Source organism: Exiguobacterium sp. LL15 (genome assembly GCF_024436095.1).
Lineage (GTDB): Bacteria > Bacillota > Bacilli > Exiguobacteriales > Exiguobacteriaceae > Exiguobacterium_A > Exiguobacterium_A indicum.
Window position 1 is genome coordinate 501,380 of sequence record NZ_JANFNX010000001.1, and the last position, 16,832, is coordinate 518,211.

A 16,832-nucleotide genomic window follows, 5' to 3' on the forward strand; every position below is an offset into this window, starting at 1 on the left:
AGAAGAGATTCAAAGGGGGAACAGTATGCATATCATTCAAGCCGTGATCGGGAGTGTGCTTTATCTCGTCATGTTCTTTAGTATCGGATTCATCTTAAACATGTTGTTGCGGAGTACATGGGTGATGCTCGTACTCTATCCGGTCATCATCATCATGATGATCGACAACCAATCGACGCTCGAATACTTCACGAATGCTCGTGAAGCAATTCCGAATCTCGGGGACCGGATTGCTGGTCTACAGACAGCGGATATCACGATGTTCGCGGCTGGTCTTGCCGGAATCATTATCGCCGGTCTATCGATTCGCTTCTTGCGTAAGAGCGGTTACCAAATGTTTTAAAGTCTACTTGAGTAAGTAGGCTTTTTTCGTGTCTGAAAAACCGTTATAATGAAAACAATGTCTTTAAATAAATGTGTAAGAGCAGATTGGGTTGAGAGCGAATGGATAAACAAATGTACCACGTTATCAAGGTATTGAATAATAATGTCGTCATTTGTTCGACTGGTGCGAATCAGGAAGTCATTATCCTCGCGAAAGGGATTGGCTTCGGTCGGAAGCCAGGCGATCAACTGACAGATCTCGACAAGTTGGAAAAAGTCTACACGTTGAAGGATAAAGAAGAACAGGATCAATATAAGGCGCTCGTCGGTCATCTCGATGAAAATTTCATCGCGTTGATGAACGAGATCGTCTCGATGATCGAGACACGCTTCGGAAAAAAGGTCGACGAACATATCCATATCGGATTGACGGATCATTTGACGTTTACGTTCAAGCGACTCGAACAAGGAATGGAAGTCACGAATCCGTTTCTTGCTGAAACGGAAGCCTTGTATCCGGAAGAGTACGCCCTTGCAGAAGAAATCGTCGAGTTCATCAGTGCCGAGATGAATTTTTACCTGCCTCCAGCTGAGACAGGATTCATCGCACTTCATATTCATTCAGCGACGAACTTCAAAGACGTACTTGAAGTCAACCGCCATCATCAACTCGTCGGTTTAATTGCTAGTCATATCGAGCAGCGACTGGAGATTAAAATCGATCGAAAATCGCTTGATTACAAGCGTCTGATTCGGCATCTTCGTTCAGCGATTGAAAGGGTTTCCAATGGGGAGTATCTAGAGGCTCCAGAAAAAGTAGAAAAGCTATTGCGTGAAGAATATCCGCTATGCTATGATACTGCTTGGGAGCTGATGTCCATCATGGAACGTCAGTTGAAGAAAGCGGTACCGCGCGGTGAGGCGACGTATCTTACGATGCATTTGCAACGCTTAGTGCAGTACGATTCAGGTAAATGACCGCACGGACTACGTGTTACTGATACGATCAGGCATGAGTGGGATGTCGGGCAAGAAGCTTTATTTCCGTTATGCAACGGGATAAGTCTATTGTCTACAATCCGCTCGTGCCTGATTTTTTTCTGTAAAAAAACGGTCAGATGTCTGACTTTTTTCGTCTCAATTATTGGCATTATTCATCATACTTCGCTCTTAACAGGAAAAGGAGGAAACACACATGTTCAAACAGATTTTTGCTGTTCTTCAACGTGTCGGTAAAGCGTTGATGCTTCCTGTAGCGATTTTGCCAGCTGCCGGTATCCTACTCGGATTCGGTAATGCGATGCAAAATCCGAACTTGACGTCAAAACTCGAGTTCTTGAAAAATGATGCAATCATCAAGGTTGCAAAATTGATGGAAGCAGCCGGGGATATCATCTTCGGTAACTTAGCACTCTTATTCGCGGTCGGTGTCGCGATTGGTCTTGCAGGTGACGGCGCAGCCGGACTTGCGGCAATCGTCGGATTCTTGATCATGAACAAAACAATGAGCGTTTGGCTCGGCGTTACACCAGAAATGGTTGCTAACGGTCAAGGGTATGCAAACGTACTCGGTATCCCAACACTTCAAACTGGGGTATTCGGTGGTATCATCATCGGTCTGATTGCAGCTTGGGCGTATGGGAAGTACCATAATCTCGAATTGCCGCAGTTCCTCGGATTCTTTGCTGGTAAACGTTTCGTTCCAATCGTCACTGCTGTCGTTTCATTGTTCGCAGGTCTTGTACTTGTATTCGTTTGGCCGTTCGCACAGGACGGATTGAACACATTCTCCCACTTCATGATGGAGAAAAACCCAACACTCGCAGCATTCGTCTTCGGTCTCATCGAACGTTCGTTGATTCCATTCGGTCTTCACCACATCTTCTATGCACCATTCTGGTTCGAATTCGGTTCGTACACGAATGCAGCAGGTGATGTCGTTCGTGGTGACCAAGCGATCTTCTTCGCTCAATTGAAAGATAACGTTGAATTGACTGCTGGTACGTTCATGACTGGTAAATTCCCGTTCATGATGTTCGGTCTTCCAGCAGCAGCTCTTGCTATGTACCACGAAGCTCGTCCTGAGCGCCGTGCAGTCGTTGGTGGTCTTCTTGGATCAGCAGCACTTACAGCATTCTTGACAGGTATCACAGAGCCAATCGAATTCGCATTCTTGTTCGTTGCTCCAATCTTGTTCGCAGTTCACGCAGTCTTCGCAGGTCTCTCGTTCATGACGATGCAATTGTTGAACGTTAAGATCGGTATGACATTCTCTGGTGGTTTGATTGACTTCCTTCTCTTCGGTGTTCTTCCAGGACGCACGCAGTGGTGGCTCGTCATCGTCGTCGGTCTTGCACTCTCTGTCATCTACTATGTTGGATTCCGTTTCGCAATCCGCAAGTTCAACCTGAAAACTCCAGGTCGTGAAGATGCAGCGCAAGAGACTTCATCTGCTCAAGGTTCTGAACTCGCTGAAGGTATCCTTGATGCACTCGGTTCAGAGTCGAACATCAAACACTTGGATGCATGTATCACACGTCTTCGTGTCGAAGTTCTCGACAAATCAAAAGTCAACAAAGATGAGTTGAAAAAATTAGGTGCTGCTGGTGTCCTTGAAGTTGGTAACAACGTTCAAGCGATCTACGGACCGAAATCAGACAACATCAAGTCTGAAATTCAAGCCGTCATCGCATCACGTAAACAAGAAAAAACAGTCTAATGTTTTAAGAAATGAGTCCTTCTGCGGAAGGGCTCATTTTTTTTGGAAAAATCTTTTAGAATCGTTTTGCGCTAGAATATTTTAGGGTATGAATTAAGTAGTTTGTTTAAAAAAGGAGGGAATATACGCATGTGGAAAAACGTGTTTGGTGTCTTACAGCGGATCGGTAAGGCCCTGATGCTACCGGTAGCGATTTTACCGGCAGCGGGGCTATTGCTCGCGTTCGGGACAGCGTTTCAAAATCCGAACTTGACGCAATATTTACCGTTCCTCGAGAACGATTCGCTAGTCGTCATCTGGCGAGTCATGCAGGATGCGGGTGATATCATCTTTGCGAATCTCGGGTTACTGTTTGCCGTCGGGGTCGCGATTGGTCTTGCGAATGGGGAAGGGGTTGCCGGTCTAGCAGCGATCGTCGGTTTCTTGATCATGAACAAGGTCATCAGTTCGTTTTTACAGATCACACCAGAAAAAATCACGGAAGCACAGAAAGCGAGTGACTTGTCGTATGCGACGGTCCTCGGGATACCGACCTTGCAAATGGGGGTATTCGGAGGGATCATTGCCGGTTTGATAGCAGCGTACAGTTATAATAAATTCTTTAAAATCAAACTGCCTGATTTCCTCGGATTCTTCGCAGGGAAGCGTTTTGTTCCGATCGCAACCGCCTTATTCAGTCTTGTCGCAGGGTTTGCCTTGTCGTATATTTGGCCACCGATCGGTAGTGGAATCAACACATTTTCAAAAACAATCATCGAAGCGAACGAACCGTTGTCTGCCTTTATCTTTGGACTCGTCGAACGTTCGTTGATTCCGTTTGGTCTTCACCATATCTGGTACTCAAGCTTCTGGTTCCAGTTCGGAGAATATACGGATAAAGCCGGAACGATCATCAACGGGGATCAGCGGATCTTCTTCGCACAGTTGAAGGACGGTGTACCATTTACAGCAGGGACGTATATGACCGGAAAATATCCATTCATGATGTTCGGTCTGCCAGCAGCCTGTCTTGCGATGTACCATACGGTCGCAAAAGATCGTCGTAAAGCCGTCGAAGGTCTTTATTTCTCAGCTGCGTTGACTTCTTTCCTGACTGGTATCACGGAGCCAGTCGAGTTCTCCTTCGTATTCGTTGCACCACTCTTGTTTGCCGTTCACGCTGTTTTTGCAGGTCTTTCATTCATGATCATGGATTTACTGAACGTCAAGATCGGGATGACGTTCTCCGGTGGATTGATTGACTACACGTTATTCGGGATTCTACCGAACCGAACCTCGTGGTGGCTCGTCATTCCAGTCGGTCTTGTCTTCGCTGTCATCTACTACTTCGGATTCCGTTTCGTCATCACGAAGTTTGATCTGAAGATTCCGGGGCGGGAAGCGATTAAAGAAGGTGCCGCTACTTCAACGGCACAAGCAGGCGATCTACCGTATGAAATTCTACAAGCATTCGGTGGTCCGTCAAACATTAAACATTTAGATGCTTGTATCACACGACTTCGGATTACGGTCAATGATAAGTCCGGAGTCAATAAGGATCGCTTGAAAGAACTCGGTGCTGCTGGTGTTCTTGAAGTCGGAGATAACGTCCAGGCCATCTTTGGACCGAAATCCGATGGGATCAAGACAGAAATGGCAGATATCATGAAAGATCCAAATTATAAACCGAAAGAAACACCGGAAGCAGATCCAATTCCACAAGTACCAACGGGAGACGAAGCACGGACTTCTGGAACTGGTACAGCAGATGCCGGTCCACTCGCTGGGGATCGTGGTGGGGCTTACGTGCCTGAAGATGGATATGTCGCACCACTGAGCGGTATCATTCGTTCTCTCGATGATGTACCGGATCAAGTGTTCTCCGGTCGCATGATGGGTGACGGATATGCGATCGAACCAACGGAAGGATATGTCGTCTCTCCAGTCTCTGGTGAGATCACGACGTTCTTCCCGACGAAACACGCGATTGGTATTCTTGCGGATAATGGAGATGAAATCTTGATTCACATCGGTATTGATACGGTGTCACTCGAAGGAAAAGGATTCGAGGCGTTGGCGAAAGCCGGCGATCGTGTCGAACCGGGGACACCACTCCTCAATGTCGATCTTGAACAAGTACGACCACTCGTACCATCATTACTGACACCAATCATCGTCACGAATAGTGGGGATCGAAAAGTCGACGTTGATGTTGGACGGACGGTCGAAGCCGGAGAAGCAATTTCGTATCGTATAGAGTAAAGAAGAAAAGCGACGGATCGCCCTGAGCGATCCGTCTTTTTTGTGTGAAATGATCGTAGAGCACATTTGATAATGAGATTTTGCACATATGATGATACAATAAGTTAGCTATTATAAGAGTTAGCTAATTTTTTGAGAAATGAGGTGCGTCGATGTCTTCGACTACAACAAAAACGAATACGACACCTGTCGTCATCGGATTATTGATTGGAATTTTAGTCGCAGCAATGGATAACACGATCGTTGCGACAGCGATGCCGACGATCGTCAGTGAACTGAATGGGTTTGATCAGTATGCATGGGTCACGTCGGCTTACATGATCGCAACCGTTGCCGGAATGCCGATCTTCGGTAAATTGAGTGACATGTATGGAAGAAAACGCTTCTTCCTCTTTGGGATGCTCCTCTTCATGGTGGGAAGTATCTTATGTGGAATGGCAGACTCGATCATTGAGCTGTCTGCCTATCGTGCCTTGCAAGGGCTTGGTGGTGGGGCGTTGATGCCGATCGCCTTTACAATCATCTTTGATATCTTCCCACCGGAAAAACGGGGGAAAGTCAGTGGGTTGTTTGGAGCGGTCTTCGGCATCTCGAGTATCTTCGGACCGTTGCTTGGTGCCGTATTGACGGATTCCCTCGACTGGCGCTGGGTGTTCTACATTAATATTCCACTTGGTTTGATTGCCCTTGGTCTCGTGACGGTCTTCTATCAGGAATCACCGGTGCACCGGACACAGAAAATCGACTATGTCGGTGCGTTTACGCTTGTCGCCGGATTGGTGTTATTCTTACTCGCGCTCGAAATGGGTGGCAAAGAGTATGCATGGTCTTCGCCACAAATTCTTGGTCTGTTCGGAGCAGCGCTCGTCGCGTTCGTTGCCTTCGCATTTGCTGAACGACGTGCCGCGGATCCCGTCATTACGTTTAGTCTATTCCGCCGTCGCTTATTTGCGGCAACACAAGGCGTGGCGTTCTTTTATGGATTCGTCTTCATCTCAGCGAGTGTATTCATTCCAATCTTCGTGCAAGGTGTCTTTGGTGGCAGTGCGACGAATTCCGGTCTGATCCTGATGCCGATGTTGATTGCCTCGGTCATCTCGGCGCAGCTCGGTGGACAGTTGCCGAACAAGTTTGGATTCCGCAACGTCATGATCGTCTCAGCGGTCTTCTTCCTACTCGGTGTCTATCTTCTTAGTACGATGACGCTTGAGACATCGCGGACAGCGGTAACGATTTATATGATCATTCTCGGATTTGGTGTTGGCTTCAGTTTCTCTCTATTGAATCTAGCGAGTATCAACGGCATCGAGATGCAACGTCGGGGCGCAGCGACCTCGATGGGCTCAACATTCCGGACAATCGGGATGACGCTTGGTGTCACGGTTCTCGGAATCATCCAATCACGGACGTTCGCGTCAGCTGTAACGGATCGATTGCCGCAAGGTGGAGCGCCGTCCGGTGGACAGTTCCCAACGGCTGCTGCGTTTGCGAAGATGCCACCAGAAGTTGCGACAGCAATTAAGACGTCGCTTGCAGAATCGATCTCAACCGTCTATTTCTGGGCGTTGATTCCAGCAGTACTCGGTGTCATCTTTATCTTCTTGATGGGGAACGAGCGTCCGATTTTGTCGGAACAAGCTACTCCAGCGAAGAAGAAACAAGCTCAATAATCACCATTTCAACAACGTCTTCTTTCTTATAAGAAAGAGGCGTTGTTTTTTTGTTGAATTAGACAAAAAAAGACGAACCTGGATTGTTCCAGATTCGTCTGACAGAACTTATTTTTTGATGTCGAAAGTCGTGCTGAGGAAGTCGACGACTTCTTCTGCTGTATCCATATCAAGCACTTGCTCAACGATTGCTTCACATTCTGACTTGTTGAGACGTGTCATCAAGCTACGAGCGCGAAGAACAGATGATGCTGACATTGAGAACTCATCGAGACCAAGACCAAGAAGGATTGGGAGTGCCAATTCTTCTCCTGCCATCTCACCACACATGCCGACCCATTTGCCTGCTTTGTGTGCTTCAGTGATGACGTTGTTCAAGAGGTTCAAGATCGCTGGGTTGAACGGTTGGTACAGGTATGATACTTTTTCGTTCATCCGGTCTGCCGCCATCGTGTATTGAATCAAATCGTTCGTTCCAACAGAGAAGAAGTCGACTTCTTTTGCGAACTGACGAGCCATGACTGCTGTTGCTGGGATTTCAACCATCATACCGACTTCGATGTCTTCCGATACCGTAACACCTTCAGCTTGAAGGTTTGCTTTCTCTTCAAGGAGAAGTGCTTTTGCAGCACGGAACTCTTCGATCGTTGCGATCATCGGGAACATGACAGCGAGTTTACCGTATGCACTTGCACGAAGAAGTGCGCGCAATTGTGTACGGAACAAGTCTGTTTGGTCAAGGCAGAGACGGATCGCACGGTAACCGAGGAACGGGTTCATCTCGTGTGGGAGATCAAGGTACGACAATTCTTTATCGCCACCGATATCCAGTGTCCGGATGACGACTTTTTTATCGCCCATTGACTCGAGAACCGTTTTGTAAGCTGTGAACTGCTCGTCTTCCGTTGGGAACGTCTCTGCATCCATGTAGAGGAATTCCGTACGGTAGAGACCGACTGCTTCTGCACCGTTATCCAAAACGCCTTTGACATCGTTTGGTGTACCGATGTTTGCAGCGAGCTCGACGTGATGACCGTCAGCCGTCATTGTTTTTTCATTCTTGAGCTTTTTCCACTCTTCTTTTTGTGCGATGTATGCTGCGCGTTTTGCTTCATACTCAGCCACTTGCTCTTCGCTTGGGTTGACGATGACGTCACCTTCAGCACCATCAAGGATGAGAAGATCGCCATGTTTCACGTCCGTCAAGACGACTTTTGTTCCGACGACTGCTGGGATTTCGAGTGAACGTGACATGATGGCAGAGTGCGATGTCCGGCCACCAATGTTCGTTGCGAAACCTTTAGCATATTTGCGGTTCAATTGAGCTGTATCTGAAGGAGTCAAGTCTTCCGCGATGATGATGACTTCTTCATTGATTTGAGCTGGAGTGACGAACGTGATACCGAGAAGGTGAGCCATCGTCCGTTTCGTGACGTCACGAACGTCTGCTGCACGTTCGCGCATGTATTCGTTATCCATTGATTCGAAAATCATGACCATCATGTTTGCGACTTCATCGAGTGCTTTTGCAGCATTTGCTTGCTCGTCCTCGATTTTTGCGTTCACCTGACTGACGATTTCCGGATCTTCTAAGATGAGAAGGTGAGCCGAGAAGATCTCCGCTTTATCTGGACCTAATTCTTGTAAGGTATTTTCACGAATGACTTCGAGTTCCGTCTTCGATTTTGCGATTGCCGCTTGGAAACGTTCTTTTTCCGCAGCTGCATCCTCGATTTTGTGCGATGGAATCTCAAAGACCGGTGTTTCCATCACGAATGCTTTTGCAATCGCGATCCCTGCAGAAGCGCCAATTCCCTTGATATGTTGTGCCATGTGCATTACCCTCTTTTCAGTAAGTTTTTTTAACGCGACGACTTCGTTTCTTAGCTATCTATAGATACCCATAAACGCCTCTCTCTTAACGAGCCTTCTGCGCACTCTCCCTCGAATGAAAACGTAGACATTTCTAGGAACAGTAAACACATCGTTTCTTGAAGTGTCTCAACATTTCACCTGTATAATCCTATCATATTGTGAAACGGGCAACAATTGTTTGAAACCAAGCATTTCGACAAATTGTCGAACAGAAGTAGTGAAAGCGTTTGCGGTCAGTCGAGAGGCTATCAGTTGGAAAATGACTGAAAACACTTCATACTAATAGATACTAGTCAAAGGGGGAGTTTTATATGCAAACGAATCAATCCGTAGACGTACTCGTTGTCGGGATTTCTGGAAATCAACCGCTCGATGAACGGTTACAAGCATTGTATGGTGACAAACTAGAAGAGTGGGTTCGTCAAGGCGATATCTCAACGAAACGCGGAGAACTGCGTCTATTGCCAACGTTAGCGGGCGACGTCGCACGTGTGCTGTTCGTCGGGCTCGGGAAAGTCGATCAACTCTCACAAGACGATTTACGTCGCTTGCTCGGAAAAGCGGCACAGCATGTCAAAGCACGTCGCTTAGAACATGTCACAGTCGATGCAACGACATTCCCAGGGCAACCAGTCGAGCTGATTGCCGAGACGTTCACCCTCGCTACATATGAGGTCAAACATTATAAGACGTCGCCTTCGAAAGCGTATACGTTACATCTGACGGTTTTACCTTCTGATGATGAAGCCGTCCTTCGTGGTACGGCCTTGGGCGAAGCGACGAACTTAGCGCGTCGTCTCGTAACGATGCCAGGGAATCTTTTGACGGCGCCAGCGCTTGCGGACGAAGCACGTTTCATCGCCGAACGTCATGGACATGATCTCCGAATCATCGATAAGGAAGAGATGGAAGCACTCGGGATGGGCGCCTTGCTTGCCGTTAACCAAGGATCCGTCATTCCACCGAAATTGATCGTCCTTGAATATAAAGGATCAGCAGAAGCACCGATCGCGGTCGTCGGAAAAGGTGTCACATTCGATACAGGTGGTTATTCCATCAAACCGAAAGACGGGATCGTCGGAATGAAAGGCGACATGGGAGGCGCAGCAGCCGTTCTTGGTCTGTTCGAAGCACTCGGTCAACTGAAGCCAGATGTTCACGTCATCGGTGTCATTCCAGCAACCGATAACATGATTTCCGGGGATGCCTTCAAGCCGGATGACGTCATCACGTCGATGGCAGGAAAAACGATTGAAGTCCTGAACACGGATGCGGAAGGACGGCTTGTCCTTGCAGACGCAGTCACGTACGTCAAAGAATATCAACCTAAAGCGATCATCGATCTCGCAACGTTGACAGGTGGTGTCCTTGTCGCGCTTGGAACAGAAATCACAGGTGCGTTGACAAACGATGCGTCACTTTACGAACGCTTTGAACAGGTGACGAAAGAGACGAATGAGATGGTCTGGCAAATGCCGTATGTCGATGCGTTCATTAAACAAGTCCGCCGTTCGGAAGTCGCAGACTTGAACAATTCACCAGGACGAATGGGACATATGATCTTCGGTGGTGCGTTCGTCGGTGAATTCGTCGGTGACACACCTTGGTTGCACCTCGATATCGCAGGAACATCGGAACAAAATCAAGCGTCTGAGATTGGTCCAAAAGGAGCGACAGGCGTCATGGTCCGTAGTCTGTACCGATTCGTCGAGCAAGAAAAATGAGACGCTGGAATCTACTCGGCGTCTTGTTGACGATTCTTACAATCGTCTGGTACTTGGATGCACGCGATCGTCTATCGCTCGGTCTCGCAACGTTCATCGGTATCTTCACCGTCTTATCACTACTGCGTTCTTTCCGGGAGAAGACGAATGATCGTCATCGGAATTGATGCAGCGAAGGCGGGCTGGGTCGTCGTTATGTACGAAAACGGTCGTTATACAGGATCGGTCGAACCGACACTTGCAAATATTCCTAGAGCTGACCGGATTTGGGTTGATATGCCGATTGGTTTAACGGAAGGACGACGCGAAACGGATCAGTTGTTGCGACAGGAATTACGCCCTGGGCGAACGAGCAGTGTCTTCAATGCCCCGTTCCTCAGTGCGCTGACAGCTTCTAGCTATATGGAAGCAAATGATTTAGCGAAACAACATGCGGGGATCGGGCTTTCAAAACAAGCGTGGTATCTATTACCGAAAATCAGAGAAGTTCGCAGCGTATATCGAACGGAGATGATTGAAGCCCATCCGGAAGTTTGTTTCGCACGACTCGCCGGTCATCCGGCACGCTTTTCAAAGAAGACGACCGAAGGCATTACGGAACGGATTGAATTGCTCGAGCGTTTTGATTGTCCACCGTTATGGGAACAGCGTCAGTCGCATGTTGCAATCGATGATTGGCTCGACGCTTGTCTGCTTGCGACGGGCGCCCGTTTTCCGTGTGATTATTTACCGGCGAGTCGACCGGTGGACGCGGAAGGATATCCGTTATATGCAGCTGTACCCAAAAAATCACCCTCACCGAAATGGTGTGGGTGATCCTTTGACGAAGTCCCAAATATAATGGAAAATCTGGGCGTTGTAGAGTGCTTTTAAGATGACAGCGATCAATGGTCCGAGAATCAGTCCGAAGACCCCAAAGAATTTGATCCCGACGAACAGCGCGATCAATGCCGTGATGGGTTGAATGCCGATATTATCGCCGACGATCTTCGGTTCCATGATGTTACGCTGTAGAATGACGAGAGCATACAGAATACCGAGTCCAATCGCAAGTGTCGTATCTCCGGTAATTAAGGAGTAAGCGATCCAAGGCAAGAAGACGGAACCAGTACCAAGATACGGCAAGATATCGAAAAAGGCAGCGATAAAAGCGACTGCAAACGGATGCTCGACACCAATGATGAACAAACCGATCAAGACGATGAAGAACGTGATCGTGATTAACGTGAACTGTGCTTTGAGATAGCCGAACAAGGCAGACCGTAGACTCAAGAAGACGGATTCGAAACGAGCGAACCAAGGAAGCATCTCATAACGTTTCAATCGCATCTCGTATTGGTGCCAATCTTTTGCGATGAAGAACCAAGCGAGTAGGACGATGACGAAAATCAGTGCAATCGATGGTAACGTCGCAAGGACTGTCTGTAGCATCATAGCGATACTTTTTGATCCTTCGCCAATCGCACTCGCAAGTGAACTACCGAGGGATTGGATACTGTTTTGAACCGTATTTTGTTGCGATGGTTCCAGTGAGCGTAAGGCTTCCGAAGCATCGTTCCAGATGGGTGCCAGTTTTTCATTGTACAGCTTTTGAAAATACAGGCTTAACTCTTGAATTTGCGCCGGTAATTGATTGGCGACGAACACAAGACCGCGAATCAACTGCATGATGATCAAGGCGAGCGACCCAACTAATAGGCCACTGATCAAAATGATCGATAACAATGCACCCCATCCACGATTGATCCGTAACCGCTTTTGGAAGAAATCGACGAGCGGACGGCTGAAAAGGGCAAGCAGAAACGCAAAGACAAACGGATATAAGATGGACGAGAGGCGGATGAGTAACCATCCACCAATTAAGAAGGCGAAGATCACCGTCAGGAACCGGGCCATTTGCCAAAGACGTTCAGTCGACACAAGCAACACCTCTTACTGGATTATGTAGAATTTATTGATATCATCATATCATGTTTAGGTAGATTACGAGTCATTCAAAAGGAGGAGATCTCGATGCGTAAAAGAGAAATCGGACTAATTGCTACGTTGATTGCTGCGACATCTGTCGGAATCCGGGAATGGAAGAAAAATCAGGCGTATGCACAACGCGTCAAACAAGAGACAGAAAGGCACGTACGCCAAGCAATCGTGGAGGGTCAGACAGATGGAACAGATGAAGACACTACAACAAAAGGTTGATGCGACGATTCGCTCACTCGGCGGTTATTTTCGACCATTGTCTGGTCTCGCACGCTTGACGGAAGAGGTCGGCGAAGTCGGAGAAGCACTGGAACAAAATGATTTAGAAGCCCTTCGCTTGGAGCTGGTCGACGTCTTGATGATCTCGACCTGTCTTGCAAATCAATACGTGACGAATCTTGAAGCACAGCATGAGACGCTCGGTACAGTAAATGATGATCAGGACGGTTCGTTTTATCGACTCGTTTATGAGGCCGGACAAATCGCACGTGTCATGAACGGTTATGAAGGGGATAAACCTCCGAAAGCGAAAGACACAATTGTTCCGATTGGTCATTCCTTAGCACGTCTGCAACGCGAACTGTTTCGGTTAGCACGACCACTTCAATTGGATTTACTGACAGAAATCGACCGGACGAATGAAAAGAATCTGAAGCGGGATAAAACACGCTTCGCGTTGACGCGTGATCCCATCACGGAAGAGACGATTGATCATTTCCGAAGTGCGACAGGAAGCGAGGCACGCCTCTGGGGAGCCCCTGTGTATGAGGAGAACCAAACGATCGAGGATAACATGGAAGCAGCATTGCCGTCACTCCGGCGTTTCCTCCGATGTGCGTCGATTGAGGGGATCGAGGCATTCGTCTTCGAAGCACCGATGGAACGCTCGCGTAGTTTGATTGAAGTGAAAGAACTAGCGGACGAAATGGGACGCTTGATCAAAGAGCGGACACCGCTTGACTTCAAGGATTCACCGTATCGCTTAGAAGTCTTTGCGCCACAACTCGGTCCGATCTCGCCGTATCATGCGGAAGACGACCATCGGATGTTTCTCGTTCTCTATGTAGACTAAAAAATGATCCGCCTGCTCCTTTGAGCAAGGCGGATCATTTTTTAGTGTGAATGAGACGATGCTGCCTCATCTTGAGTCTGCCATTTTTTCATGAAGCGCTGAATCCGAGCGATCGCTTCTTGGAGTTGTTCAATCGAACTTGCATAACTTGCCCGGACATAACCTTCACCGCTTGCTCCGAAGACGGATCCTGGAACGACGGCGACGCGCTCAGCGAGTAGCAGTTGCTCAGCAAACTGTTCACTCGTCAGTCCGGTATGACCGATGTACGGAAAGGCATAGAAAGCGCCACCTGGTAAGTGTGTCGGAAGACCCGCATCGTTTAGCGCCTTAACGAAGTAGTTCCGGCGTTGCCGATAACTCGTCACCATGTCAGGGACCGTCTTATGACGAGAACGCAGTGCTTCAATGCCCGCGAATTGAACGAGTGTCGGGGCACACATCATGCCGTATTGATGGACCTTCAGCATCGATTGCGTGATCGCAGGTGGGGCGCAAGTGAAACCAAGCCGCCAGCCTGTCATCGCGAAGGCTTTCGAGAAGCCGTTGATGATGATCGTCCGCTCCCGCATACCGGGAAGGGTCGCGAAGCAGATTGCTTCCGTTTCGTAGGACAGTTCCGCGTAGATCTCGTCACTGATGACGTATAGATCATGCTTTTGGACGAGTAACGCTAGGTCCGCTAATTGATCACGCGACATCGTCGAGCCTGTCGGATTCGATGGGAAACAGAAAATGATCGCTTTCGTCTTATCTGTTAGCAAATGTTCGATCGTTTCCGGTTGAATCGCAAAATCATCTTCTGCGTGACACGCAGCAGCGACGGGAATGCCTCCAGCGAGTTCGATCAAGGGAGCATACGAAACGAATGCCGGTTCAACAACGATGACTTCATCTCCTGGATTGATCAAACTACGAAAGGCGAGATCAAGTCCTTCTGAGGCACCTGTCGTGACGATGATCTCTTCCGTCGTTGAATAGGAGATAGCGAATTTTTCTTGCATGTAAGTTGCAATTTCTTGACGTAGTTCTAGTAAACCGGCGTTGGCACTATACGCTGTATAGCCTTGTTCGAGTGCTGCGAAGCTCGCTTCGCGAACATTCCATGGCGTGACGAAATCAGGTTCGCCGACACCAAGGGAGATGACGTCTTCCATCGATCCTGCTAAATCAAAGAAACGACGGATGCCGGATGGGGCTAACTGTTCGACACGTTCAGATAGAGACTTCATGGAGACACCTTCAATCGTTTGTCGTCATCATCCTGACTGAAGAGGACACCATCGTGCTTGTAGGTCTTCAAGCGGAAATGGGTCGTCGTCGAGATGACGGAGTCGAGCGTCGATAATTTTTCCGAGACGAATTGAGAGACTTCTTGTAGCGATTTGCCATCAAGGACGACTTGTAAGTCATATGCGCCTGACATCAAATAGAGGGACGTCACTTCCGGGAAACGATGGATCCGCTCCGCTACCTCGTCAAAACCGCGTCCACGTTTCGGTGTGACTTTGACATCGATGAAAGCCGTCACGCCATGATGGGCATGAATCTTTTGCCAGTCGATGACAGCAGTGTAACCGAGTAGGACACCGTCGCGTTTGAATGTCTCGATCGAAGCGGCTACTTCTGACGCTTCCCAGTCGAGCATTTGCGCAAGCAAGTCCAAGTCCATCGGACCATTTTGTGTTAATAATGCTAATAATTCGAGTTGTTTTTCGGTGTACATGGGATCACTCACTTTCTGTCAATTGACCATTGAAGGTACGGCGGGTCTGGCGCAATCGTTCGCGTCGCTCAGCCTGGACGATATGGAAGTTCTTCATTTCATTTGTCGGAAGTTGGTGTTTTTCAACGAGGCGTTCAAAAAAGACGCGTCGCGCTGCATCCTGACGTGCGGATTCATGATTACCTGATGGATTGAAAGCATATAAGACGGTCGCGCGCGCCGGGTGCAGTATTAAATGATCCTTGCCGACGCGTAAAATCCAGTCCCAGTCCCAGTAATTGAAGACGTCTTCGTCAAACAGACCAAGTTGATCGTGGAGCGATTTACGGTAGAGCGACCCGGACGGAATATATGTCGAGTCTTCTCGAATCGTCTCCGGATCGTACGGATATGCGAACGGCTCAGAATCAAGTGCGATCCGGTGATCGCCTTCCCAGCGATACGTAAAGAGCTCCGCGTCCGTATAGGTGAGATCAGCACCAGCTTCGAGATCGCCGACCGCTTCTTCGAGGTGACTCGGTAATAAGAGGTCGTCGTCGTCATGAAGTAAGATATACCGACCGGAAGCGAGCGTGACACCATGATTTCGAGCACGAACATGATGGTTTTCAGGTAACGCGACATAGGTCAGTTGAAGACGGTCCTGATAGGCAGCCGTCACTGCTGAGACATCGTCTCCATTATTGTTTAAGACGATGACTTCGAAGTCTTGATAGTGTTGACGCGTCAATGCTTCTAGCGCTTCTGCTAATTCACGAGGACGATTATACGTCGGAATGATGATGGATACGGTTGGCATCAGTGATCGCTCCTTGAACAAAGACACCTGTCCAGGAACAGGTGTCTTCTTGTTTTTTACATGTTTGCTTCAATGCGTGGTAGCAGTTCGTTCCATTCTGCTTCTGGTTCTTTCGTAACCGTCACGAAGTCGCCGTAAGCGAATAGATTGTCGATGCCATCAAGGGCGATCAGTGATGCGAGCAACGCATCTTCAGGTGTATCTTCTTTTTTGACACTCGTACTTTTAGCACCGAAGCGCTGTTCTTCGAGCGTGATTTTGACGGAATTCGGATTTGGTGTGTAATCGACTTGCATGAGGTAAGCTCCTTTCAACGTACATACGTATATGCCGTCTTTTCGTGATAGATGGATGGAATCCTTCTTCCTGATAGACGGAAGATCGATACGTTCAGTATATCAGAAAATTCGAAGAGAATATTTTTCTTCTAGTAGGAGAAATGGACCATCTTTGTTTTAACGGTTCACTTGACCTTATAATGCATTTTACTCGCTATCTCAATATATCTCAAAAGGCGTCATGATGCCTTTTTCAAATTGTTTTACCTGAATTTCAAAGCAAGGGGTTATTTTTTTGAATTTCAATGATAACCTATATCTTGTAGATTAACAGGTTTAAAAACGCTAAAAACGTCTATATATAGAGTGAGAGTTGTAGAGTTCCTTCTATATGTAGGACGTCTTTTTTTAGTTTAGCGTATTT

16 protein-coding genes are annotated in these 16,832 nt (G+C 47.9%); 10 read left to right on the plus strand and 6 right to left on the minus strand.

Features of this window, described 5'->3' with window-relative positions; translation table 11 throughout:
* Positions 1-25 precede the first annotated feature (25 nt).
* The 5 genes from NOM72_RS02455 to NOM72_RS02475 all read left to right on the plus strand — a co-directional run bounded on the left by NOM72_RS02455 (position 26) and on the right by NOM72_RS02475 (position 6,954).
* The gene (locus tag NOM72_RS02455) at positions 26-343 is read left to right on the plus strand and encodes a YuiB family protein (protein WP_023469133.1); all 318 of its coding nucleotides are present in this window, start codon (positions 26-28) and stop codon (positions 341-343) included.
* Positions 344-444: 101 nt separating this feature from the next.
* Positions 445-1,302 (plus strand): glucose PTS transporter transcription antiterminator GlcT, encoded by an 858-nt coding sequence (glcT, locus tag NOM72_RS02460; protein WP_023469132.1) that lies wholly within the window; start codon positions 445-447, stop codon positions 1,300-1,302.
* Between the two features lie 217 nt (positions 1,303-1,519).
* Positions 1,520-3,043: a glucose-specific PTS transporter subunit IIBC gene (gene ptsG / locus NOM72_RS02465; RefSeq protein ID WP_029342409.1), complete on the plus strand. Its 1,524-nt coding sequence runs from the start codon at positions 1,520-1,522 to the stop codon at positions 3,041-3,043.
* 129 nt (positions 3,044-3,172) lie between these two features.
* On the plus strand, positions 3,173-5,284 hold the full coding sequence (gene ptsG / locus NOM72_RS02470) for a glucose-specific PTS transporter subunit IIBC (RefSeq protein WP_075643069.1): 2,112 nt from the start codon (positions 3,173-3,175) through the stop codon (positions 5,282-5,284).
* Between the two features lie 152 nt (positions 5,285-5,436).
* On the plus strand, positions 5,437-6,954 hold the full coding sequence (locus tag NOM72_RS02475) for an MDR family MFS transporter (protein WP_023469129.1): 1,518 nt from the start codon (positions 5,437-5,439) through the stop codon (positions 6,952-6,954).
* 108 nt (positions 6,955-7,062) lie between these two features.
* On the opposite strand, the gene ptsP is transcribed toward NOM72_RS02475, so the two are convergent.
* Complete coding sequence (ptsP, locus tag NOM72_RS02480; protein ID WP_023469128.1) at positions 7,063-8,787, minus strand: phosphoenolpyruvate--protein phosphotransferase; 1,725 nt, start codon at positions 8,785-8,787, stop codon at positions 7,063-7,065.
* Positions 8,788-9,140: 353 nt separating this feature from the next.
* On the opposite strand from ptsP, the gene NOM72_RS02485 reads away from it, so the two are divergent.
* Genes NOM72_RS02485 through NOM72_RS02495 form a run of 3 tightly spaced genes read left to right on the plus strand, consistent with a single transcriptional unit; the run spans position 9,141 to position 11,369 of the window.
* Positions 9,141-10,553 (plus strand): leucyl aminopeptidase, encoded by a 1,413-nt coding sequence (locus NOM72_RS02485; protein WP_023469127.1) that lies wholly within the window; start codon positions 9,141-9,143, stop codon positions 10,551-10,553.
* On the plus strand, positions 10,550-10,720 hold the full coding sequence (locus NOM72_RS02490; protein WP_255997680.1) for a hypothetical protein: 171 nt from the start codon (positions 10,550-10,552) through the stop codon (positions 10,718-10,720). Before NOM72_RS02485 ends, NOM72_RS02490 begins: the two co-directional genes overlap by 4 nt.
* Positions 10,701-11,369 carry a DUF429 domain-containing protein gene (locus NOM72_RS02495; RefSeq protein ID WP_255997682.1) on the plus strand — a complete coding sequence of 223 codons (669 nt, stop codon included), beginning with the start codon at positions 10,701-10,703 and terminating at the stop codon, positions 11,367-11,369. Before NOM72_RS02490 ends, NOM72_RS02495 begins: the two co-directional genes overlap by 20 nt.
* On the opposite strand, the gene ytvI is transcribed toward NOM72_RS02495, so the two are convergent.
* The gene (ytvI, locus tag NOM72_RS02500; protein WP_255997684.1) at positions 11,349-12,473 is read right to left on the minus strand and encodes a sporulation integral membrane protein YtvI; all 1,125 of its coding nucleotides are present in this window, start codon (positions 12,471-12,473) and stop codon (positions 11,349-11,351) included. The genes NOM72_RS02495 and ytvI overlap by 21 nt on opposite strands.
* Before the next feature lie 93 nt (positions 12,474-12,566).
* On the opposite strand from ytvI, the gene NOM72_RS02505 reads away from it, so the two are divergent.
* Together NOM72_RS02505 and NOM72_RS02510 are read left to right on the plus strand one after the other, a co-directional pair.
* The gene (locus NOM72_RS02505) at positions 12,567-12,752 is read left to right on the plus strand and encodes a hypothetical protein (RefSeq protein ID WP_035396401.1); all 186 of its coding nucleotides are present in this window, start codon (positions 12,567-12,569) and stop codon (positions 12,750-12,752) included.
* Positions 12,718-13,605, plus strand: a complete 888-nt coding sequence (locus NOM72_RS02510; protein ID WP_235515937.1) for a MazG nucleotide pyrophosphohydrolase domain-containing protein — start codon at positions 12,718-12,720, stop codon at positions 13,603-13,605. The genes NOM72_RS02505 and NOM72_RS02510 overlap by 35 nt, the downstream gene beginning before the upstream one ends.
* A 41-nt stretch (positions 13,606-13,646) precedes the next feature.
* Here NOM72_RS02510 and NOM72_RS02515 read toward each other — a convergent pair whose 3' ends face one another.
* From NOM72_RS02515 to NOM72_RS02530, 4 genes are read right to left on the minus strand one after another with little or no spacing between them, the layout of a single operon-like run.
* Positions 13,647-14,837, minus strand: a complete 1,191-nt coding sequence (locus NOM72_RS02515) for an aminotransferase (RefSeq protein ID WP_255997687.1) — start codon at positions 14,835-14,837, stop codon at positions 13,647-13,649.
* The gene (locus tag NOM72_RS02520) at positions 14,834-15,331 is read right to left on the minus strand and encodes an Lrp/AsnC family transcriptional regulator (protein ID WP_023469120.1); all 498 of its coding nucleotides are present in this window, start codon (positions 15,329-15,331) and stop codon (positions 14,834-14,836) included. The genes NOM72_RS02515 and NOM72_RS02520 overlap by 4 nt, the downstream gene beginning before the upstream one ends.
* Positions 15,332-15,335: 4 nt before the next feature.
* The gene (locus NOM72_RS02525) at positions 15,336-16,130 is read right to left on the minus strand and encodes a glycosyltransferase family 2 protein (RefSeq protein WP_035396406.1); all 795 of its coding nucleotides are present in this window, start codon (positions 16,128-16,130) and stop codon (positions 15,336-15,338) included.
* 56 nt (positions 16,131-16,186) lie between these two features.
* Positions 16,187-16,426, minus strand: coding sequence for a NifU N-terminal domain-containing protein (locus NOM72_RS02530; RefSeq protein WP_023469118.1), 240 nt, complete (start codon positions 16,424-16,426; stop codon positions 16,187-16,189).
* Positions 16,427-16,832: the final 406 nt, after the last annotated feature.